Below are 20,706 nucleotides of genomic sequence, written 5' to 3' on the forward strand. Positions count from 1 at the left end.
CTTAGAAGGTTTACTCCTTTTAACCCTTGGCTGTCTAAACCATGGATAAGACCCAAAAACCCAGACGCAGTAGAGCCCCCTCTGCACGGGCGAGGGGAGTCGTTCTGTCACCCCATGGATGGCAACGGTTTCAAGCGGCAAAGCAGCAGGTAGAGTCGGAGGAAAACTGGGGTAAGCGGCTTACCCAGGAAGATCTGAATGAACGCACTGGGTTATCTCTCAACACCCTGGCCCGTATTCTGAAGCGTGAACTGGGGGTCGATCGCCAGTCGTTAGAAATTCTCTTCCAATCCTTTGGACTGGAATTATTAAAGACCGATCATGTTTCTCCGATCGCATCGGTGGAAGCGTTGTCTAGTCAGCCAGCGAACCCTCAGCAAAACTGGGATAGCGCTGTCGATGCTTCTGTGTTTTATGGTCGTGAAACCGAGCTGGCGCAGCTGTGGCAGTGGATGGTGGTAGACCGCTGCCGCGTGGTTGGACTGCTTGGAATTGGAGGAATTGGCAAAAGCACGATCGCCGTCAAAGCAGCCCTGCAGATGCAGTCTGAATTTGATGTGATCGTGTGGCGATCGCTTGCCAATGCCCCTTCCTTCGATGACCTGCTAACCAGCCTGCTGAAATTTTTGATGCCGCTTCAAGGAGACGATCCTGTCATTCCTACAACGGTGGACGGAAAGTTGTCGAAGGTGATGGAGTATCTGCGATCGCAGCGGTGTCTGTTGATTTTGGATAATGCTGAAACCATTTTGCACAGTGAGCAGGTGGGTCAGTGGAGATCGGGCTATGAGGCTTATGGACAGTTTTTAAGAACGCTGGGAGAAACGCCCCATCAAAGCTGCTGCTTGCTGACTAGTCGCGAAAAGCCACGGGAAATTGCCATGTTGGAGGGCAAACAGAGCGTAGTGCGATCACTTTCTCTCAGCGGACTCACGCCCGATGATGGACGCGCCATTTTTCAGCAAAAAGGAGCGTTTACAGGTTCACAAGCCGAGTGGCACACCTTGGTCAATCACTATGGCGGCAATCCTCTGGCGCTGAAGTTGGTTGCAGCTGCTACGCAAGATTTGTTCGACGGCAGTGTTGCAGAGGTTCTAACCTATCTTGAGCAGGGCGTTTTTGTCTTTGAAGACATCCGCGATCTGCTCGATCGCCAATTCAATCGCCTATTGGCAGAGGAACAGAAAATTCTCTACTGGTTTGCCATTCATCGAGAGCCGGTGGCGATCGCAGAGATTCGTGAAAACATTATCGGTGCAGCCTTACAACAAACCGTTCCCCAACAAGTAAATTCACTGCTCCGGCGGTCGCTGCTCGAAAAAACGGATGGATTATTTTTCTTGCAGCCCGTTGTGATGGAATATGTCACAGAACGGTTGATACAACAGGTCTGTACAGAATTTACAACCCGACAGCTTGATGTATGGCAAAGTCATTCATTGATTCGAGTACAGGCGAAAGACTATATCCGAGAAATGCAACTGCGATTAATTTTGCAGCCTGTAATGGAATGGCTTTTATCGGCTTACCGAAATGTGTCAGAAGTTGAAAATAGAGCAAGGTTACTTCTCGCACAACAACGATCAGAATATGGAGCAGGATATGCGGCCGGGAACTTAATAAATCTGCTGGTGCAGCTCAAAGTAGATTTGCAGGGTTCCGATTTTTCTGAACTCGTAGTGCGGCAAGCCGACCTGCGGCAGATTAATTTGGTAGGGGTCAATTTTCAAAATTCTGATTTAGCAACATCCCTGTTTTCGGAGACCTTGGGGGTGCCAACATCGGTTGATATTAGCCCAGATGGTCAAGTTTTTGCCGTGGGCGATATCAACGGTTTTGTGTATTTGTGGAATGTTGCATCCAATCAACTCATTGCAACATTTGAAGGACATCGCGGTGGAGTTTGGGCTGTTGCATTTAGTCCCGATGGCACGACACTGGCGAGTGGCGGTAATGATGCGACTGTACGGTTGTGGAATGTGCAAAGTGGTCAGTGTTTGTGGATTTCGACAGGGCATACGAGTCGAATTTGGTCTTTAAGCTTTAGCGCTAATCGTCAATGGTTAGCCAGTGGTAGTGATGATCAAACCGCAAGAGTGTGGAATTTACAGGGTGACTGCTTGCACGTTTTGAAAGGACACACCAAAAACGTTTATTCCGTTCACTTCTCACCCAACCATCCAATTCTAGCCAGTGGCAGTAAGGATACCTCGATTCGGATTTGGGATGTTGAGACTGGAAAATGCCTAAATGTGCTGCAAGGGCATTCTTCCGGTATTCGCTGCGTGCGCTACAGCCCGGATGGTCAACGATTGGCAAGTGGCGGCCTTGATGGCTGCATTCAACTATGGATTCATCCGCCTAATTCTAAAACTCATTCATTTAATCCTGAATTATCGCTGCGGGGGCATACCAATTGGGTTCGGAACATTGTATTTAGTCCAAAGAGCGACACTTTAGACTGGGTTCGGAATATTGTATTTAGTCCAGAGAGCGACACTTTAGTAAGCAGCAGTGATGATGGCACCCTTCGGCTTTGGAATGTCCAAGACGGATACTGTACGAATATTCTGGGCGAACAGACGGTATCTGCTCTGGCGCTTGCTATCAGTGCCGATGGTCAGGTCTTGATCAGCGCCAACCAGGATCGAACCGTGCGGCTGTGGCAGATGCCGAGTGGGCAAAGCCTCAAAACGTTAAGCGGTTATACCTATGGAGAACACGCCTTAATTTTTAGTCCTGTCACAGTTACAGCAGCTCAGAATCAGAATGATTTTGCCTCAGCGGGAACTGGATCACCGAATCAACTGCTTGCCAGTAGTAGTAGTCAAACGGGAACGATTCATTTATGGCAATGGCAGGTTGATAGAGAACTACTCAGTTCGCCTCCCTACAAAACCCTGTACAGAGAAAACAGCCTAATTTCAAATTTAAGCTTTAGCCCGGATGGTCAAACCATCGCCACCAACGGGGAAGATGGCTCCATTTTTGTATGGGATGTGCAAACAGGACAGGGCGATCGCTGGATTGCTCATGATGCTCCTGTGTTAGCGGTGCTGTTTAACCCCGTTGGGCAAACCCTGGCAAGCAGCAGCCGTGACCGAACAGTACGTCTGTGGGATGTGCAAACTCACCAATGCTTACACGTGCTACAGGGTCATCAGAGCAGCATGCGGGCGATCGCCTTTGATCCCCGAGGTCGAACTCTAGCAAGTGGCAGCTATGACCAAACGATTCGGCTATGGGACGTGCAGACCGGGGAGTGCCTACGGGTGATAGAAGGACACAAGGGCGGGGTTTACGCGCTAGCCTTTCATCCAACCGAGCCGATTCTAGTAAGCGGCAGCTTTGACCAGACGGTTCGATTGTGGGATGTGCAAAGCGGAGCCTGTCTAAGGACATTACAGGGGCATACCAGCATCGCGTTTACCATTGCTATTAGCCCTGATGGTCAAACTATTGCCAGTGGCAGTGATGACCAAACCGTTCGCCTCTGGAATTTGAAGACGGGGGAATGCCTTCATGTGATGGGTGGGCAAGCCAGTTGGATTGCATCGGTTGTCTTCAGCCCCGACGGTCAAATTCTATTAAGTGGGAGCTTCGATCGCACGATGAAACTGTGGGATGTTGCTACAGGGCGCTGTATCAAAACGGTGAAAGGCGATCGCCTTTATGAAGGTATGAATATTCAAGGTGCAAAGGGGTTGACGACTGCTCAACAATCGATATTAAAAGCATTAGGAGCAATTTAATTTCGCGGTGAAGCGGTTGTTTACGGTACTACCGTTTTGACAGTATGGTGCTTTTCTACCCTGCGGTTGCAGCATGTTCTATGAGTTTGGTAACAGCATCTCGATGAGAAACCATCACAACTTAGTTTCTAAAGGATGTGCCTCAAGTTCTCTATAGGACGTAATGCTGCCACCGAGAACTTGAAGCATTCATTCGCGATTCTTCCTTTACCCTACTGCGTGCCTTTATCTGTAATCCGTAGATTCAGCCAGTGCACGCCATTGTGTTGTTTCTTGCTCAACGTAGGCGTTTTTCTGGGCAATGGCTCGAAGGGTGTCGGTCCCGAGCGGCAACCGTAGGGGTGGCGTATCAGCATTGGCGAGCTGCAGCATCGCTTGGGCTAGCTTGGTGGGGTCTCCCGGTTGTTGATAGCTCAGCTCAGAGGCGATTTTACGAACTTTACCAACCGTCTCCGCGTAATCCGGAATCTCTGCTGTGCGCTGGAGCGAGCTGCCATCAAGGAAATTGGTCCGGAAGTATCCCGGCTCGACTACAGTGGCATGGATGCCCAGAGGCGCTAATTCATCATGCAGCGCTTCGGTAATGCCTTCAACCGCAAACTTGGTTGAGGAGTAGACGCCCCACCCCGGAGTAGAGCGGTAGCCCCCAATCGACGAGAGGTTAATAATGTGTCCAGAGCGGCGCTGACGCATACTGGGCAATACCGCACGGGTCATATTCAACAGCCCGAAGACGTTAGTGCGATAGACCCGCTCAACTTCTTGAGCACTGGTTTCTTCGACGCCGCCGAGGATACCGAATCCGGCATTGTTGACTAACACATCGATTTGCCCAAAGCGATCGAGCGCTGCTGCCACGGCCGCTTGCACCTGAGCCTCGTCAGTCACATCCAGGCTAAGGGTCAACACATTCGGATTTGACTCAAATTGTTGTAAATCAGTCTTTTTACGAGAAGTTGCAATGAGTTGATCTCCTGCTGCCAAAACGGCTTTCGCGATTTCGGCTCCAATTCCCCGAGAAGCACCGGTAACCAACCAAGTTTTCTGAGTCATTTTTCTATCTCCTTTATTGCCTTATCCTTTCATTGCCTTTCTGGCATGAATTCATAATAGGGCTTGGGCAAAAGGGTCTAAATACATAAACTTTGCAAGTTCTTGCCTAATTTTCTCAGCCAGCAAGGTGGTGCTCAAAAATTTTCTCTATAATAGGTACAGCAAAACGATGAGAGGAATGTCTCACGATACGCCGTTAAGCATTGACGAGGACTGGGTATGGCAGATGAAGCCCTAAAGCGCAAGACGACGATTGATGCTTGTCAAGCACTAGCGGAATTAGTGAACCGCCACACGGATGGCAAAGGAAACGGTACCCATGCAACGGCGATCCCGCAGTTAGAATTCATGCGGGAATCTACAGCTTCTACTGCACTTCGCGCGGTGTATGAACCAACGCTTTGCATTATTGTTCAGGGTCAAAAAGAAACCCTACTAGGTCAAGAAACTTATCACTATGGTGCGGCTCAATATCTTGTAGTCACAGTCGATCTGCCGCTGAGTGGATATATTGTCGAAGCGACACCGGATAAGCCGTATCTCTGCTTTAAGTTAAGCCTGGATGCGACCCAGCTTTGGGAGATTATCGACCAACTTCAGCGCAGTCCAGATAAGAAAGAAAGTTCAGTGAGAGGCTTATTCGTGAGCGATGTAAATGCCCCGTTGATTGAATGTGCCACCCGCCTCGCACGACTGCTGGATACGCCCGAGGATATTCCATTCCTGGCACCGATGATGATTCGCGAACTCTACTATCGTCTTTTGATGAGCGAGCAGAACGAAGCGGTTTGGCAGATTGCGACCTCCGGCAGCCATATGCAGCGCATTGCAGCGGTGATTAACCAGATCAAAGCTGAGTTTACAAAACCATTGAGCATGGATGATTTGGCAAAGCAAGCGAGGATGTCTTCTGCAACATTTCATCGGCACTTTAAGGCAGTGACCTCGATGAGTCCGTTGCAATATCAGAAGCAGTTGAGGCTATTGGAAGCCCGGCGGTTGATGCTGACTGAGAATGCGGATGCAACCCAGGCGGCGTATCAAGTGGGTTACGAGAGTCCTTCTCAGTTCAGTCGCGAATACTCCCGCATGTTTGGCACGCCACCGATGAAGGATGTTGAGCGGTTACGAGTTGCCTGAGGATTGGTGGAGCTGCAAAGTCTTTTACAACCGCTGATCAAGAACGTTACCACCTCTATGATTGCCGAAAATGAGTTAGTTTAGCAGTTTATCTAATCCCGACCTTGGTGGAATAAGCGTTTGAATATACTACACCCGATCGCTCAAGGGTTATTTTCGGCAATGTTGCTCATTTCGGGACTGATGTAGCGGTAGTAGGTCGGACGACTAATTCCAAGATGTTCACAAATTGACGTGACCGATCGCTTCGGGTCTGCTGCCAGCGATCGTCTAATCTCAATCTCTTATGCAGTCAACTTTTGCTGTCGTCCCCCTTTCCTGCCTCTGGCTCTTGCCGCTTGTAGCCCTGCTTGAGTTCGTTCCCGAATTAAATTCCGCTCAAACTCCGCCAGCGCCCCAAACATATGAAAACACCGTTTCATGAGGAACGGGAGGGATTGGCTCAAACGCGAGGGACATGGCAATTCACCCTGAGCAATATAAAGATTTGCTTCTAAAATAGCTGATGTGATCCCAATTGAGGTTCGCCAACAGTATCCGGCCCTTTGTTTTACACTCCCAACTGTCATATCACTCCTCAGTACTTCGTCAACGAAATCAAGAGCAGAGAAGGCGATTACGTTATCAAAATAGGTCAATTGAAAGCTATTTCTTCTTATTCTTCTTATCTTTTTTCTTGCTTTTTCCATCATCAGAATGATCAAGCTGTAGTTTTTCAGTTACAGCTTGTTTATTACAAGTTGTAATAGTGGTAGAGAAAAATAAAATCAGGATGAAATTTATGGTCTTTCAAAAGGTATAAATCTTAGTTCGTCTGTGAGAGGACATGCGCTTTACGTCATCTATGACAAGCAATCCACAAATTGAACTTAATTTGTTTTCAAGGCGGACTAGCCAAAGTTGCTATTACCCTCTTGACTCTCCAGTGGGCTAGACACTGGAACATGGAGTCATAGCGAATTCAGAGGTTCCAATCATGACTTTTCAACTCACGGTTCTCAACATGGCTTGCTCAGCTTGCAGCGACACAATTACTCAAACCGTGAAGGCGATCGACCCTGCTGCTACGGTTCAAGCTGACACCAAAACTAAACAGGTCAATATTGAAACACAAGCCACCGAGACAGCTATTAAACAAGCTATCACCGCTGCTGGCTATACCGTCGCATAGGAGGTTTACATGGAAAACGCAACCTTAAAACTGAGAGGGATGAGTTGTGCCTCCTGTGCCAACAACATTGAGGAAGCAATTCGTTCTGTTCCTGGGGTTGAAGCGTGCAATGTCAATTTTGGAGCGGAACAGGCAGCCGTCTCCTACGATCCAAGCAAAACAGATGTTGCTGCAATCCAGGAAGCGGTTGATGAAGCAGGTTATTCGGCTCTCCCCATCCAAGATGATGTGCTTGCTCCTGAAGATGATGCTGAACGGCGTGAACGCCAAGCGGAAAACCAAAAGCTAACCCGTCGAGTCTGGGTTAGCGGTGTGATCAGTGCGGTCTTGGTGATTGGTTCGCTGCCTGCCATGACGGGCTTACCAATTCCCTTCATCCCCATGTGGCTGCACGATCCCTGGTTCCAGCTTGTGCTAACGGCTCCAGTCCTATTTTGGGCAGGCAGTGGGTTCTTTATCAATGCCTGGAAAGCATTGAAACGACATACTGCCACGATGGATACTCTGGTTGCCGTTGGTACAGGCACTGCCTATCTATATTCCCTATTTCCCACTTTCAATCCCCAGTGGTTCATTACTCAGGCACTTCGACCTAATGTGTACTTTGAAGCGGCTGCGGTCATCATTGCTTTGCTCCTGCTCGGACGATTGCTAGAGAACCGGGCAAAAGGACAAACCTCAGAAGCGATTCGGAAGCTCATGGGATTACAGGCGAAGACCGCACGAGTGATTCGCAATGGTCGAGAAGTGGATGTTCCGATCGCTGAAGTAGTTCTCGGAGATATCGTCCTTGTTCGCCCTGGTGAAAAAATTCCGGTCGATGGCGAAATTGTAGAAGGTTCCTCCACGATCGATGAGGCAATGGTGACGGGTGAGAGCCTACCTGTGAAGAAGCATCCTGGCGATGAAGTGATCGGAGCCACCATCAATAGGACGGGAAGCTTTCAGTTCCGGGCAACACGAGTGGGCAAAGATACGTTTCTCGCCCAAATCGTCAAACTCGTTCAGCAAGCGCAAGGTTCAAAAGCCCCCATTCAACGCCTTGCTGACCAGGTCACGGGATGGTTTGTGCCTGCGGTGATTGCGATCGCCATTCTCACCTTCATTCTCTGGTTCAATATTATGGGCAACGTGACAATGGCGTTGATTACAACCGTTGGTGTACTGATCATTGCTTGTCCTTGTGCCCTCGGTCTTGCTACACCCACCTCAATTATGGTTGGCACGGGCAAAGGGGCGGAAAATGGCATTCTGATCAAAGGGGCGGAAAGCCTTGAGTTAGCACACAAGCTGCAAACAATCGTTCTGGATAAAACAGGCACGATTACTCAAGGCAAACCTACTACCACAGATTACGTCACGGTTAATGGTACAGCCAACAGTAATGAACTTAAGTTGTTGCAATTAGCTGCATCAGTTGAACGAAACTCTGAACATCCTCTAGCAGAAGCTGTGGTGCAATATGCTCAATCTCAAGGGGTTGAGGTAGCAGACGTACAAGAGTTTGAAGCAATTGCCGGAAGTGGCGTACAGGGCTATGTTTCTGACCGTTGGATTCAAATTGGTACTCACCGTTGGATGAATGAGTTAGGAGTTGATACCAGCGCATTGCAGCAACAGTGGGATAAGTTGGAATATCTAGGCAAGACGGTGATCTGGATTGCGGTGGATGGAAAAGTTGAAGGCATTATGGGCATTGCCGATGCAGTCAAACCCTCCTCTGTGACTGCGATTCGCACCCTGCAAAAAATGGGCTTAGAGGTAGTGATGCTCACGGGTGACAACCAGCGGACTGCGAATGTCATTGCCCGTGAGGTCGGAATCCAACGAGTCTTTGCCGAAGTTCGTCCGGATCAAAAAGCAGCAACCGTTGAAACGATTCAGTCTGAAGGCAAGATAGTTGCAATGGTAGGGGATGGCATTAATGATGCCCCTGCTCTGGCTCAAGCCGATGTGGGAATTGCGATCGGAACTGGAACGGATGTGGCGATCGCAGCTAGTGACATCACGCTTATCTCTGGTGACTTACAAGGCATCCTGACTGCAATTCAATTAAGCCGTGCCACGATTCGCAACATCAAACAAAACCTGTTCTTCGCCTTCATTTACAACGTGGCTGGCATCCCGATCGCCGCAGGGATTCTTTACCCAGTTTTTGGTTGGTTACTCAGTCCAATTATTGCGGGTGCAGCAATGGCATTTAGTTCAGTGTCTGTCGTAACGAATGCTTTGCGATTGCGGAACTTCAAACCCGTTGGAAACCGATAGGTGACGATCGGTAATCGGCGAGAAATTCAACGATTGCCAGTTACCGATCACTAACCTCCAACTACGCAACTCAGGAGATAACCATGCTCAAACACATCACATTCTTCAGCACATTAGCAGGCTTTGGTTTTTTATTAGGCGTTCTTTCAGGAACGATCGTAGAAGCAATTTAGGAGGTATTCAAATGATTAAGCAATCAGCAATTTTGGGCGGTATTGCAACTCTGAGCGTGGTACTGGGAACAACCTCTGGTGCAGCTATCGCCCAAATGTCTCACGAAGAGATGCAGACTAGAGAACAGCTTGGAGAGTTTCAACGCATTGACCAACCGCTGTGGGTGAAAGGAACTGTGACTGCCGGGGGGTTAGGGTTAATTGGGTTAGAACTTTGGTGGTTTCTGCTAAGCAAGCCAAAATCGCGTAAAGCCGCGACCCAAGGTGGCGTTCAGGAAATTACCGTTACTGTTGATGGTGGTTACGAACCGAGCCAAATTGTTGTGCAAGCAGGACAACCTGTACGATTAAACTTCGATCGCAAAGATCCCAGCAGTTGCTTAGAGGAAGTCCGACTCCCTGATTTCCGAATCGCTCAAGATCTACCACTCAATCAGGTGACAGCGATCGAATTCACGCCTGACAAACCCGGTAGATACGAGTTCACTTGTGGCATGAATATGTTCCGAGGTGTGGTGGAAGTACAGTCTAGAGAGCCAGTTGCTGCTGCCCCAATTACCTCGGTTTCTACACTAACTCATCACCCTGAAAGCTCAGCAGATTCTACATCTAGTGTTGCAGCTACTCTAACTCCAGCAGGCGTTCAAGAGGCTAAAGTTACTGTTGCTAGGGGTTATCAACCCAAGCGAGTCATCGTTGAAGCGGGACATCCTGTTCGTTTGCAATTCGATCGCCAAAATTCCAGCAGTTGCTATGACCAGTTGTTAATTCCAGATTTTGCGATCGCCGTTGACTTTGAGCCTGAAACCACGACGGTTGAGTTTATACCGGAGCAACCTGGCGAATATGAGTTTATGTGTGGCATGAAGATGAATCGCGGGGTGATTGAAGTTCATGCGCCTCAACACTCTAATCCTGAGAAGGCAGTCGCTTAAGTTTGGCACAAACAAGCAGAAAGTAAGAGTGTGTCACCTGCTATTCGTGTCAAATACCAACAAAAACTGACGCAACAATTTCGTCAACATTTGAGCCTCCATCTTCGTAAACTGCTCTAGAAATTGTTTTTCTCGTCCAAACAGAACAGGCATGACGGTATCCGTCAGTTCAATTCCTTTGGAAGTCAGTTGCACACTGACACTGCGCCGATCTTCTGGATCACGAATGCGAACGACAACCCCATCTTGTTCTAGGCGATCGATTCGGTTAGTCATCGCCCCTGATGAAAGCATCAGCAGTTCATAGAGATCGGTTGGTTTGAGTTGATAGGGTGGTCCCTGTCGTCTCAGCGTCGCCAACATATCAAACGACCAGACGTTTAACCCATATTCCGCCAGGACGGATTCTCGGTGCTTTTCCAGTAAACGAGCAATCCGCATGACTCGCCCTGTCACTGCAAGAGCAGAGACATCTAGCTGCGGAGACTCGCGTTGCCATTGCTCCAAAATATCATCAATGCGATCGTGTTTCATGAGGTTACTATATCTTGATATCGAGATTCTTGACTTTTATCTTTACCTCAATTATCTTGATATCAAGATAAAAAATGAGTTCCAAATCTTCTGCTCGTTAACGCTCTAGATTTCAGGATCTCCCTCGCTGCAATTCACTCACCCCCTGTTTCAGTTATGAGCTTCTTACCGCTGTTGCGATCGCGGAGCCTCTGGTTTCGCTGTCAAATTTGCCTGTATCTTTTGTTGTCGCTGTTAAGTGGCGTTTTGCTACCGATTCAAGCCAGCATGAATGCACAGTTAGCGCGATCGCTGACTTCTGCTCCTTTGGCTGCTAGCGTTTCTTACCTGGTTGGCTTCTTGGCATTAGCTATTTTGCTGCTCACGCAACGGTTTGATCATCCTGATTGGTTTGCGTTACCGAAAGCACCTCATTGGAGTTTGGCTGGAGGTGTTTTCGGGGCCTGGTACATTGCCTCCAGTGCTTATTTCATCTCTACGCTAGGCACAACATTAACGCTGGGATTTGTTGTGTTTGGACAGGCGATCGCAGGCATTATTGCCGATCATTCTGGTTGGTCGGGACTACCTCGGCATCGCCTAACTCGCTATCGTCGCGTTGCAGTTGGTCTGTTAATGGTCGCGATTTTCTTTTTGGCGCAGTAATTCATTCCTTGTGCATTATGGATATTTTGTTAGCAATCGTTGGTGCAGGTTCAGCGGGTAGTTTTTTAGCGATCGGGTCGGCTGCGAATGCTCGCCTAAAGCAAACGTTACACTCTCCGATTGCTGCTACTGCAATTAACTTTCTAGTTGGGTTCAGCATCTTAACGCTCTTGATTGCATCAGGACTTTTCAAATTGCCCAATCTGCAACAGTTCGCTAACGTTCCCTGGTGGGCGTTTTTAGGTGGATTGCTAGGCGCTACGTTTGTCAGCTTAAGTACATTAACCGTCCCAAAACTCGGCTTAACGACAGCAACCTTAGCGGTGGTCTGTAGTCAAATGATTATGTCTCTTGTCATTGATCAGTTTGGTTGGTTTGGTGTTCCAACTCATCCGCTCAATTTCTCTAGAGTCTTTGCCATTGCTTTGTTGATTATAGCGATCGCTCTAACTCAGCTCGATCGTCAGCATTCTAATTAGATCCGATTCACACCATTTTTGTACTTAGTCAACCTTATCGAAGAATTGCCATGCAACTGTTAGAAATTCAGTCTAGTGTTCGTCAAGAGCGATCTGTTTCTCGTACTCTTCTTTCCAAGTTCATTTACCAGTGGCAGTCTTTTCATCCTGAAGCTCAGCACCAACTGCGAGATTTAGGACAACAACCGCCTGCTCTGATCACCTCTGACTGGGTTGCAGCCAATCTGACCCCATTGCCAGACCAAACGGAAGAGACAAAGGCATTGTTGGTAGAATCAGATACCTTGATTGCTGAACTGTTTGAAGCCGATTGCATTGTGCTTGGGGTTCCCATGTATAACTTCGGAATTCCTGCAAATCTAAAAGCCTACTTTGACAATATTATTCGCGTGGGTCGTACCGTGGAGTACAACCGTGACACCGCAACCTTTAATGGTTTACTAACCGGAAAGAAAGCTCTCATTATCAGTTCTCGTACTGGCAGCTACGCTCCCGGAACGCCAGCAGGCGCAATGGATTTTTGTGTGCCCTACCTACAGTTCATCTTGAATTTTTTGGGCATTCAGGATGTGGAATACGTCGAAGTTCCCTATCAAGGAATGGGGGGCGAGATGCAGCAACAAGCAACTGAGACAGCGATCGCTCGTTTGATGGAGTTAGCCAAGACTTGGTAATGGATAGCCCAAACCGTTTTCAGGAGTGAGCCAATGAACAACCTGCTTTTTCAAACTCAACCATGGCAGCCTGCTTTGCATCTACAAGGCGATCGCAGAATTCTCGCAATGCTGTTAGTTCAGCTAGAAGAAATAGAAGAACAAAGCGATAGTTTGGAACAGGTTCGTACAGCCTTGCTGGATAGAATCACCAGTATTCAGGAAAGTCAGTGATGAAAATTTTTGGCAACCCTAAACAATCATACATATACACTGGAGGTATTCCATGCAATGGCTCAATGAACCGACTGAATGGTTCCATTCAAGTAATAGGCTGATCGTTAAAACCTCTCCCAAAACGGACTTTTGGCGTACAACTCACTATGGCTTCATTCGCGACTCAGGTCACTTTTACTTCGATACCTTTAGCACTGATTTTGTAATGGAGGTTGGCATTCATGGGAACTACAAAAATCTCTATGATCAGGCTGGAATCATGCTCCGGGTTGACGAAAAACATTGGATAAAAACTGGTATTGAGTTTGTCGATGAAGTGCAAAATCTGAGCGCTGTCGTTACCCACGGCTATTCCGACTGGTCTATGATTCCGCTACTCAACCCGCCCGAAGTCCTACACCTGCGAGTCGAACGTCGCCGGGAAGCCATTCACATCTCTTACCGAGATGACACTTTAGAATATAGACTGTTTAGGTTGACCTATCTACCCAGCGATAAGATTCAAGCGGGCATCATGTGCGCTTCCCCCGATGGCGATGGTTTTGAAGCTTCTTTTGAGGGCTTTCCATAATAGCAAAGTGTGTTCAAGCGTCCAACATGGGGGAACAAGCAGCAACCTGAAGTTAAGAGAGGCATCGAACGCTAGAGCAAAACGAGAACTAGGGTTTCAACCGCGATCGCTCCAATGGCTTTCTGCTGCTGTTCTTCCTCATTAAAATCCTTGAACAGATTAGCATCAATAGAGCTTGACTCTCTAGCTAGCTGGAGAGTTTAGGATAAAACTATTGCATTGGTGAGGTTGTCATGTTAGCTCAAGAAACCTTGAAACGAATTGGTTTAGTAGCGAAAGAGGGTGGGCTGCCGATCAAAACCATTCGCTATTACGACGAGTTGGGATTGCTCAAGACGTTTGGCAGAACAGAGGGCAACTACCGATTATTCAACTCAGATGTATTTGGTCGTTTACGGTTTATCAAGCGCGCCCAGGGGTTAGGTTTAAGCCTGTTAGAGATTAAAGAGTTTCTAGAGGTGCATGATCAAGGGGATTTACCGTGTGATCAGATCAAAGTAAAATTAGAAGACAAGCTTTCCCAGATCGAGCAGCAGATTCAACAATTACAGATTCTCAAACAGGAATTAAATGGGCTTCTATCCAATTGGGAGGCCCTGCCCGAACATCCTGAAGAAACAATTTGTCCGATTATTGAACGAGTTTAGAATAGACCCTTACTTCTGATAAAAGTACCAGTCCACGAGGTTTTTCATAGAACCCATGGACTGTTTTCTGTTGAATTTGAATTGTGGTTGATAAGCAAGCTTGATTCAGCAGTCAGGAAATTCTTGACTGGGGGCTTGACTCTCCAGCCAGCTAGAGATTCTAGGATAACGACAAGAGTAAAAAGCGGTGAGTGCAACATTATCAACACGACTCAACAGTTTCCATTGTCATTTATTAAAGAGAATCTTTACTCTCTATTACTCCTCACAATATTCCTTTTATCAAATTACAGCTGGAGTCAAGAATGAATCGCATAGCAACTGCGATCGCTATCGTCGCGACTTTATCAATTGTTCAAGGTTGTACACAACTCGCTCAAGTCAAGGAGGAACCTACTATGACAACGACAACTCACCCAAATGCGGCTCACGCAGAAGAAACGAATCACAGCTATTCCACAACTTACACCGCAAGTCATGGTGAGCATGGCGATGGTCATGCAAACACTTCTGCATCAACTCAAGCAAAACTTACAACAACTGGTGTAATTACTCCTAATATTCCCACCATCCTTCAGATTAATGTACAGGATGAGAACGGAGAAGCGATTGCTCAATTTGACCAGTTTCAAGAGAAGATGATGCACTTGATCGCTGTCAGCGACGATCTGCAAGTCTTTCAGCATCTTCATCCTGTGTACAAAGGTAATGGACAATTTGAGGTTGAAGCACAGTTTCCTCAGTCCGGCGGCTACACACTGTTCAGCGATTACCAACCTACAGGACAGCCAGAACAGGTTTCTGTATTAAAAACCCGTGTTGCTGGAGACGATACTTCTGTTGCTCAAGTCAATTGGAGCCGTACCAAAACCTTTAATGAAACTATTGTTGGTTTTGCTTCAACTCAAGCAACGCTCCGAGCAGGGGAAGAGGTTGTTCTACGGTTTCACCTGCAAGATGCAACTAGTCATCAACCCATCACTGATTTACAACCTTATCTCGGTGAAAAGGGGCATCTAGTGATTCTGCGTCAGTCTCCTGCATTAACGCGAGAAAACTACATTCATGCTCATGCCGTGCAGAATACACCAGCAAACCAAATTCACTTTGCCACTCAATTTCCTCAGCCCGGAAGGTACAAACTGTGGGGACAGTTTAACCGTAATGGCGAAATTATTACGGCTGATTTTTGGGTAGAGGTTATTTAGTAGAACCCAAAAAGCTGATTGTCTCCTTGGCACCGTAGCCTAGCCACTAGCAGGAAATGGTTTGGGCTGAAATTTCATCCTGATTTTATACTTACCTGCAATACTGCTTCTCAACTTTTGTTCAGTTCTAGACTTGCCCCGTTATCCTTGCCCAAGAATTGCCGATGGCTCTCACTCTCAAACGTTTTAGAACACTACCCCTTATTCCTTGGGTCTTGCGCCAGCAACATTGGACGCTCCGGCAACGCTGTGTATTCTCTGCCTTTCCGGTCTGCCGTAAAAATTCATCGATCTGCCAATGGCGTAAGTCAGGCGGTTCCAATCGCCGGGGTTCCTCCTTCTTTCCACCCTCGATGGGTACGATCACGATCGGCAGAACAGGGCTAGTGGGGAAGTCAGGCATGGTCGATCGTCTAGTTGAGTGGATTTCAGGTAGAGATAAATACGCTTTTTGGGTTCTTACGCACTTTGGGTAAATTGCAATGTGGATGCACGTTGAAACCTCGAAGCTTTGTTGTGAAACCAGCGATCGCCCCTGCTTTTTACCAAAAATGAGTAAGAGCCGTTCTGATTTGAAACTCGACGCATGCTCTGAAGTTTGGGCAATCTCCACGAGGTTAGAAGGAGCGATCTGCCTTTGGCGGCTGCGCGGAGCGGTCGCCCCTGCTTGCAAACTGGAAAATTCTGAGAGCTTTTATAGCGAAACATCACAATTTGAGCTTTTTGTTAATAAACATTGCAGCAACTTGATCCCTTTGTTAGCGTGTGCAAGTCGAATGATCACTGGTTGATTCTTGCATCTAGGAGTTATGTCTTATGTTACATCCTGGACTCTAACCCCATTCCCTGAATCCCAGAAGTACACTGTGGAACGACAAGGCAGTATAGATGTGAATCGATCTAGCTCGCCGTAGCTCAATTTTCCGTAAAGACTTCCTCAGCTTTTTTACACCCTCTATTCGTTCAGCAAAGGCTGAGGACTCCCTAAATCTCAGCGTCGGAGGCTTTCACATGAATATTCAAGGAAAGACCGTTCTTGTTACGGGCGCTTCTCGTGGCATTGGACGTGAGATCGCCCTAGAGTTTGCCAAACAAGGCGCACAGCGAATCATTTTAGTGGCAAGGACTCATTCACGCCTAATTGAAGTCGCAGCAGAAATCGCAGATCTCGGTGCCGAAGCTGTTCCGCTCGCGTTGGATTTAACGCAGCCTGTTGAGGTGAGCATCAAGATCGCTCAAACTTGGCGAGATTATGGACCCGTTCATCTGCTTGTCAACTGTGCTGGAGTTGCTTATCAAGCCCCCTTTTTGCAGTCTCAACTGCCGCATATTCAAGAAGAGATGGCAATTAACTTGATGGGGATGTACACGATGACTCGACTGATTGCCCGACGGATGGCTGTGCAGCGCCAAGGAACGATCGTCAATGTGTCCAGCCTGATGGGGAAGATTGCCGCTCCAACGATGGCAACCTACTCGGCAACGAAGTTTGCAATTTTGGGGTTTACTCAAGCTCTGCGGAGTGAGCTATCGGCTCACAATATCCGGGTGATTGCCCTTCTGCCTTCTCTAACGGATACGGACATGGTAAAGAACTTTCAGTGGTTTCGATGGGTAGTGCCGACCACTCCCCAAAAAGTGGCTCACTCCCTTGTGGTGGGACTGCAAAAGGACTCGACAGAGATTGTGGTGGGATGGCAAAGCCATCTTGTCGTGTGGGGAAACCGTTTTGCTCCTTGTCTAATGGAGAAGATTTCAAAGTTAGCGGCTCCCTTGTCTGAAGAGCGTCACCTCGAAAGGCTCAGAGAAGTTGGAGCTAACTCACGCTAGAGTAGTCTGCTAAAACAGGGGCTAGCGAGGAGTGAGACTAGCCCCCAAAAACAAGCAGCTTGATCCACATCATCTGCGATCGCTATAACTTATGAATTATTCGGCAGTAGGGATGAGTAGAAGGTTATTCGCTGTCCCCTAGCTCCTCAACTTCTACGTTGATGCCGTCCTCAATCTCCACATTCAAAATATTGAGCTGCGTCTCTAACTCCTCGATCGTCGGCAGCTCCCCTTGCAGCGTCTCTGGCAGCACGTCTCGCAGCAGGTAGGTTGAAACCCCGATCGGTTTATTTACGTCGCGCAGGGCATACTCCACGATCGTCTTGTCCTGGGTCTTGCAGAGGATGATCCCGATTGTCGGGTTGTCCTGGGGGCTACGAAGGATTTCATCGATCGCACTCACATAGAAATTCATCTTGCCGCTGAACTCTGGCGTAAACTCAACAGTCTTTAGGTCAACAACCACAAAGCAATGCAGCCGGAAGTGATAGAACAAGAGATCGATCCTAAAGTCCTTGCCACTGACTTGGATCGGAAACTGACTGCCGATGAACGCAAATCCCATCCCCAACTCCAGCAGGAATTCGCGGATGTGTGACACCAGGGCATTTTCGAGATCCCGCTCCTGCGCCTGCTTACCCAGGTTGAGAAAGTCGAAGTTATACGGGTCGCGCAAGACCTGCTGCGCCAGGTCTGACTGAGACTGAGACAGAGTTGCCTTGAAATTGGTTAATGCCTCGCCCTGGTGCTGGTAGCTGCCGCGATCGATCTGATGGATCAATGTAGCCCGGCTCCACCCCCTTTTAATAGTTTGTTCGACGTACCACATCCGCGCGTCTGGGTCTTTAACCCTATCGAGTAGGGTGCAGTTATGGAACCAGGGAATTTGTCCAGCAGATTGCTGGACTATTTGCTCATCTGGGTAAGCCTCAGCGAATGCCCTCATATACAGAAGGTTGGTGCGAGATAGACCCTTCATTTCTGGGAATGCCGCCTTTAAGTCCTTCGCCAACTTAGTAATGACCTTCGCACCCCAGCCCTGCTGCTGCTGACGGACCAAAATCTCGCGTCCAATGTGCCAGTAAAGTAGCACTAATTCTCGATTCACCGATACAGCAGCACGTACCTGAGCCGATCGTATCCGCTCCTTTAAGTCCCGCAGGAAGCGTTCGTATTCACTTCCACCCTTGAAAAGTTCAGCCATTGCCTAAAGTAGTAATCCATTCAGTACCAAACCTTCATCCGCACAAGGGAAACCCTACGCCTCGCGCTGCTGCTGTCGCTCTTGCAGTGTAGTAATGAGGCTGGCACGATCGCTGAGAGCTTGGGTCAAAATCCGGGCGATCGCCTCTTCGACAATCACTTCTTTATAGGGAGCGTTCGCCTTCCCCAGTTCAAGCTGAAGCTGAAGGTGAAAGGTATCTAGCTGTTGAAGAACAGCATCGCTAATCTGGAATGTTGCCTTGCGAATGGTTGGCTTGCTAGCTGGTTGACTTGTTGGCTGGTTAACTTCTTTAGGATCAGGTGCAGGAATAGGAGCAGATGGTTCCTCTGGCTTTACAGCAACCTGACTGGATGACTTTACAGCTTTCTGACTTGTTGATTGGTTAACTTCTTCGGCAATCGGCTTCTCAACTTCCTGAATTTTTGACTTGTTGACTTGATGACTTGTAGGGTTCTCAACTTCCTGACTTACTAGCTTGCTTTCTTGCTGACCAACACCGCTAGCATCTACCTGACTTTCTGGCTGGTTAACAAGTTGACTTGTCTTCTTGCTATGTCGTTCAAACCCTGCCAACACTCGATCGGTTGGCGAAAGCGGGTCGTTATCGCTTAACCTTGCTCTTCTTTGCGCCATTGCTCTGAACTTCCATGATTGTGTTAGCGATCGTCTGGTAAGGTTTCACCAGTTTGGAATCATCGGCGTAGGTATGAATTGGCTCCCCAGCAACATTGGATTCTGGGAACTTAACAGACTTGGGAACTGGGTCGAATATAGGAATGTCCTTCAGTCGACCCTTGAGTGAAGTCAGCACATCCTGAGTCATGATGGTATTCCGCTCCGCCATCGTCGGCAGGACTCCCAGGATCTTTAGGTCTGGGTTAAGTCGCTTTTGGACACTTTGAATCGTTTCCAACAGAGCAGCCAAACCTTTGAGGGCAAAAAACTGACACTGCACTGGAATTAAAACAGCGTCCGCTGCTGCTAGAGCATTGACCGTCAGTAGCCCTAAGCTCGGTGGGCAGTCAATCAGGATATGGTCAAACTGACTCTCGATCGGCTCCAGCACTTCCTTCAGCAAAAAGAAGTTTCCGATCTTAGACATCAGCTCTGGCTCAGCACTGGCAAGGGAAATATCAGAGGGAAGTAGAGTCAAGCCCGATCGTGTAGGAACTAGCACTTCCTTTGCAGAAGAACGTTCTGTAATCACGTTGTAGGTGGTGAGCTGACCTTCTGTCACTTCAACCCCCAGCCCGGTTGTCAGGTTCCCTTGTGGGTCAAAGTCGATCGCGAGGCAAGAGCAGCTTTTAATCAGCACTCCCCCTAGGCAAATCACAGAAGTCGTCTTCGCTACGCCCCCTTTTTGGTTAGCGACGGCAATTTTCATCAAGCCTTGCCTCCAACTTGTTTGCAGGTTAGCAACCTATAAATACAACAAGTCAGGATGTATAGCAAGTCAGCTTTATGTAAGTATGACAAGTCAACAAGTCAGGAATAGAGCAATCTAACAAGTCAAGATGGTTAGAGGTAAAGGCAGCAGAGCCTTTCAGGTATAGAATTGGAGAACTGTGCTGCCATGCTCAGCTGCTACTCGTCCGATTCGCTGTCGTCTCCGTGCAGTAAATCGGTTGCTTTGCCCCGCCCGTGCCCTCGACCTAGACCTAGACCTAGACCACGATCCTGTACTCAAGCAGTCTCTTAAAGAACTTAAGGATTAGCTGCCTAATTCCAGGGAGGATTGGGATCAGTTCAAGCAATGGTGGCGGACCAATTACGCAGCTTGTCTGAACTAGCTAAGAGGAATCATGGCTGAACATCGCGATATCGGGCATGACTGGCAGTTTAGTAATGCCTAGAGAAAATAACCTTAGTACTATTACGATGCCAACAAACTGCTGGTTGATTGCCTCAACCACGATTGTTATGTTAGTCGCGAAGTCAGAACAGAGATTGAGAGGAGTCTGTTGCTACCTCTGAATTCGCAGGAATAGTCCTACGACTACTGCCCAAACCACTCGGGCATAGAAACTGGAGCTATTGCTCTCCTCAGCACATTAATAGGGATGACTTTCTTTCAACTGGTTGCGGGTTTTGCTCTCTGGGTGAATTTGTCTGGAAGCCTCTATCTGCTTCAACTTTCATCGACTCAAGCTAAAGTGACACAAGCCTTTTTAGCGGGATGAGAATT

General features: G+C 48.0%; 21 protein-coding genes. 14 read left to right on the forward strand and 7 right to left on the reverse strand.

Going from position 1 to position 20,706, the window contains the following annotated elements:
- Positions 1–41 precede the first annotated feature (41 nt).
- Positions 42–3,752 carry an NB-ARC domain-containing protein gene (locus NDI45_RS25615; protein ID WP_348249390.1) on the forward strand — a complete coding sequence of 1,237 codons (3,711 nt, stop codon included), beginning with the start codon at positions 42–44 and terminating at the stop codon, positions 3,750–3,752.
- Between the two features lie 225 nt (positions 3,753–3,977).
- Here the strand turns inward: NDI45_RS25615 and NDI45_RS25620 are convergent, their stop codons facing one another.
- Entirely contained in the window at positions 3,978–4,805 is an 828-nt protein-coding gene (locus NDI45_RS25620) for an oxidoreductase (protein WP_348249391.1), read from the reverse strand.
- A 219-nt stretch (positions 4,806–5,024) separates the two neighbouring features.
- Here NDI45_RS25620 and NDI45_RS25625 point away from each other — a divergent pair, with 219 nt between their 5' ends.
- The gene (locus NDI45_RS25625) at positions 5,025–5,945 is read left to right on the forward strand and encodes an AraC family transcriptional regulator (RefSeq protein WP_190792167.1); all 921 of its coding nucleotides are present in this window, start codon (positions 5,025–5,027) and stop codon (positions 5,943–5,945) included.
- 143 nt (positions 5,946–6,088) lie between these two features.
- Here NDI45_RS25625 and NDI45_RS25630 read toward each other — a convergent pair whose 3' ends face one another.
- Together NDI45_RS25630 and NDI45_RS25635 are read right to left on the reverse strand one after the other, a co-directional pair.
- Positions 6,089–6,226 carry a helix-turn-helix domain-containing protein gene (locus tag NDI45_RS25630; protein WP_348249402.1) on the reverse strand — a complete coding sequence of 46 codons (138 nt, stop codon included), beginning with the start codon at positions 6,224–6,226 and terminating at the stop codon, positions 6,089–6,091.
- A gap of 3 nt (positions 6,227–6,229) precedes the next feature.
- Positions 6,230–6,637, reverse strand: coding sequence for a recombinase family protein (locus NDI45_RS25635; RefSeq protein WP_190792166.1), 408 nt, complete (start codon positions 6,635–6,637; stop codon positions 6,230–6,232).
- 284 nt (positions 6,638–6,921) lie between these two features.
- On the opposite strand from NDI45_RS25635, the gene NDI45_RS25640 reads away from it, so the two are divergent.
- From NDI45_RS25640 to NDI45_RS25650, 3 genes are all read left to right on the forward strand, one after another.
- Positions 6,922–7,116 (forward strand): heavy-metal-associated domain-containing protein, encoded by a 195-nt coding sequence (locus NDI45_RS25640; RefSeq protein WP_190792165.1) that lies wholly within the window; start codon positions 6,922–6,924, stop codon positions 7,114–7,116.
- A gap of 9 nt (positions 7,117–7,125) precedes the next feature.
- On the forward strand, positions 7,126–9,384 hold the full coding sequence (locus tag NDI45_RS25645) for a heavy metal translocating P-type ATPase (protein ID WP_348249392.1): 2,259 nt from the start codon (positions 7,126–7,128) through the stop codon (positions 9,382–9,384).
- Positions 9,385–9,568: 184 nt separating this feature from the next.
- A complete protein-coding gene (locus tag NDI45_RS25650; protein ID WP_348249393.1) occupies positions 9,569–10,492 on the forward strand; it encodes a cupredoxin domain-containing protein in 924 nt (307 codons plus the stop codon).
- Between the two features lie 33 nt (positions 10,493–10,525).
- Here NDI45_RS25650 and NDI45_RS25655 read toward each other — a convergent pair whose 3' ends face one another.
- The gene (locus tag NDI45_RS25655; protein WP_190792162.1) at positions 10,526–11,026 is read right to left on the reverse strand and encodes a MarR family transcriptional regulator; all 501 of its coding nucleotides are present in this window, start codon (positions 11,024–11,026) and stop codon (positions 10,526–10,528) included.
- A 156-nt stretch (positions 11,027–11,182) separates the two neighbouring features.
- Here NDI45_RS25655 and NDI45_RS25660 point away from each other — a divergent pair, with 156 nt between their 5' ends.
- From NDI45_RS25660 to NDI45_RS25700, 9 genes are all read left to right on the forward strand, one after another.
- Positions 11,183–11,671, forward strand: coding sequence for a DMT family transporter (locus tag NDI45_RS25660; protein ID WP_348249394.1), 489 nt, complete (start codon positions 11,183–11,185; stop codon positions 11,669–11,671).
- Positions 11,672–11,688: 17 nt separating this feature from the next.
- Positions 11,689–12,150 carry a DMT family transporter gene (locus NDI45_RS25665; RefSeq protein WP_190792160.1) on the forward strand — a complete coding sequence of 154 codons (462 nt, stop codon included), beginning with the start codon at positions 11,689–11,691 and terminating at the stop codon, positions 12,148–12,150.
- 50 nt (positions 12,151–12,200) lie between these two features.
- On the forward strand, positions 12,201–12,824 hold the full coding sequence (locus NDI45_RS25670) for an NAD(P)H-dependent oxidoreductase (protein ID WP_348249395.1): 624 nt from the start codon (positions 12,201–12,203) through the stop codon (positions 12,822–12,824).
- Positions 12,825–12,857: 33 nt separating this feature from the next.
- Positions 12,858–13,037 (forward strand): hypothetical protein, encoded by a 180-nt coding sequence (locus NDI45_RS25675; RefSeq protein ID WP_348249396.1) that lies wholly within the window; start codon positions 12,858–12,860, stop codon positions 13,035–13,037.
- A gap of 52 nt (positions 13,038–13,089) precedes the next feature.
- Positions 13,090–13,611, forward strand: a complete 522-nt coding sequence (locus NDI45_RS25680; protein ID WP_190792157.1) for a DUF1349 domain-containing protein — start codon at positions 13,090–13,092, stop codon at positions 13,609–13,611.
- Positions 13,612–13,844: 233 nt separating this feature from the next.
- Complete coding sequence (locus NDI45_RS25685) at positions 13,845–14,258, forward strand: MerR family DNA-binding protein (RefSeq protein ID WP_190792156.1); 414 nt, start codon at positions 13,845–13,847, stop codon at positions 14,256–14,258.
- Between the two features lie 398 nt (positions 14,259–14,656).
- Positions 14,657–15,466 (forward strand): hypothetical protein, encoded by an 810-nt coding sequence (locus NDI45_RS25690; RefSeq protein ID WP_348249397.1) that lies wholly within the window; start codon positions 14,657–14,659, stop codon positions 15,464–15,466.
- 215 nt (positions 15,467–15,681) lie between these two features.
- On the forward strand, positions 15,682–15,942 hold the full coding sequence (locus NDI45_RS25695; RefSeq protein WP_348249398.1) for a hypothetical protein: 261 nt from the start codon (positions 15,682–15,684) through the stop codon (positions 15,940–15,942).
- 535 nt (positions 15,943–16,477) lie between these two features.
- Positions 16,478–17,296 carry an SDR family NAD(P)-dependent oxidoreductase gene (locus NDI45_RS25700; protein ID WP_348249399.1) on the forward strand — a complete coding sequence of 273 codons (819 nt, stop codon included), beginning with the start codon at positions 16,478–16,480 and terminating at the stop codon, positions 17,294–17,296.
- Positions 17,297–17,420: 124 nt separating this feature from the next.
- Here the strand turns inward: NDI45_RS25700 and NDI45_RS25705 are convergent, their stop codons facing one another.
- Genes NDI45_RS25705 through NDI45_RS25715 form a run of 3 tightly spaced genes read right to left on the reverse strand, consistent with a single transcriptional unit; the run spans position 17,421 to position 19,905 of the window.
- The gene (locus tag NDI45_RS25705) at positions 17,421–18,500 is read right to left on the reverse strand and encodes a PDDEXK nuclease domain-containing protein (protein WP_348249400.1); all 1,080 of its coding nucleotides are present in this window, start codon (positions 18,498–18,500) and stop codon (positions 17,421–17,423) included.
- A gap of 54 nt (positions 18,501–18,554) precedes the next feature.
- A complete protein-coding gene (locus tag NDI45_RS25710; RefSeq protein ID WP_190792152.1) occupies positions 18,555–19,154 on the reverse strand; it encodes a hypothetical protein in 600 nt (199 codons plus the stop codon).
- Positions 19,123–19,905: an AAA family ATPase gene (locus NDI45_RS25715; protein WP_190792151.1), complete on the reverse strand. Its 783-nt coding sequence runs from the start codon at positions 19,903–19,905 to the stop codon at positions 19,123–19,125. Before NDI45_RS25715 ends, NDI45_RS25710 begins: the two co-directional genes overlap by 32 nt.
- Positions 19,906–20,706 lie beyond the last annotated feature (801 nt).

The sequence above is a fragment of the Leptolyngbya sp. GB1-A1 genome (assembly GCF_039962475.1).
Taxonomy (GTDB): Bacteria; Cyanobacteriota; Cyanobacteriia; order Elainellales; family Elainellaceae; genus Leptolyngbya_A.

Excerpts from the sequence above, each read along its gene's own strand:
- NDI45_RS25650 (WP_348249393.1), top strand. The coding sequence starts at position 9,569 with ATGATTAAGCAATCAGCAATTTTGGGCGGTATTGCAACTCTGAGCGTG.
- NDI45_RS25680 (WP_190792157.1), top strand. The coding sequence starts at position 13,090 with ATGCAATGGCTCAATGAACCGACTGAATGGTTCCATTCAAGTAATAGG.
- NDI45_RS25620 (WP_348249391.1), bottom strand. The coding sequence starts at position 4,805 with ATGACTCAGAAAACTTGGTTGGTTACCGGTGCTTCTCGGGGAATTGGA.
- NDI45_RS25615 (WP_348249390.1), top strand. The coding sequence starts at position 42 with ATGGATAAGACCCAAAAACCCAGACGCAGTAGAGCCCCCTCTGCACGG.
- NDI45_RS25705 (WP_348249400.1), bottom strand. The coding sequence starts at position 18,500 with ATGGCTGAACTTTTCAAGGGTGGAAGTGAATACGAACGCTTCCTGCGG.
- NDI45_RS25665 (WP_190792160.1), top strand. The coding sequence starts at position 11,689 with ATGGATATTTTGTTAGCAATCGTTGGTGCAGGTTCAGCGGGTAGTTTT.
- NDI45_RS25640 (WP_190792165.1), top strand. The coding sequence starts at position 6,922 with ATGACTTTTCAACTCACGGTTCTCAACATGGCTTGCTCAGCTTGCAGC.
- NDI45_RS25685 (WP_190792156.1), top strand. The coding sequence starts at position 13,845 with ATGTTAGCTCAAGAAACCTTGAAACGAATTGGTTTAGTAGCGAAAGAG.
- NDI45_RS25655 (WP_190792162.1), bottom strand. The coding sequence starts at position 11,026 with ATGAAACACGATCGCATTGATGATATTTTGGAGCAATGGCAACGCGAG.
- NDI45_RS25690 (WP_348249397.1), top strand. The coding sequence starts at position 14,657 with ATGACAACGACAACTCACCCAAATGCGGCTCACGCAGAAGAAACGAAT.
- NDI45_RS25635 (WP_190792166.1), bottom strand. The coding sequence starts at position 6,637 with ATGATGGAAAAAGCAAGAAAAAAGATAAGAAGAATAAGAAGAAATAGC.
- NDI45_RS25710 (WP_190792152.1), bottom strand. The coding sequence starts at position 19,154 with ATGGCGCAAAGAAGAGCAAGGTTAAGCGATAACGACCCGCTTTCGCCA.
- NDI45_RS25670 (WP_348249395.1), top strand. The coding sequence starts at position 12,201 with ATGCAACTGTTAGAAATTCAGTCTAGTGTTCGTCAAGAGCGATCTGTT.
- NDI45_RS25660 (WP_348249394.1), top strand. The coding sequence starts at position 11,183 with ATGAGCTTCTTACCGCTGTTGCGATCGCGGAGCCTCTGGTTTCGCTGT.
- NDI45_RS25645 (WP_348249392.1), top strand. The coding sequence starts at position 7,126 with ATGGAAAACGCAACCTTAAAACTGAGAGGGATGAGTTGTGCCTCCTGT.
- NDI45_RS25715 (WP_190792151.1), bottom strand. The coding sequence starts at position 19,905 with ATGAAAATTGCCGTCGCTAACCAAAAAGGGGGCGTAGCGAAGACGACT.
- NDI45_RS25700 (WP_348249399.1), top strand. The coding sequence starts at position 16,478 with ATGAATATTCAAGGAAAGACCGTTCTTGTTACGGGCGCTTCTCGTGGC.
- NDI45_RS25625 (WP_190792167.1), top strand. The coding sequence starts at position 5,025 with ATGGCAGATGAAGCCCTAAAGCGCAAGACGACGATTGATGCTTGTCAA.
- NDI45_RS25675 (WP_348249396.1), top strand. The coding sequence starts at position 12,858 with ATGAACAACCTGCTTTTTCAAACTCAACCATGGCAGCCTGCTTTGCAT.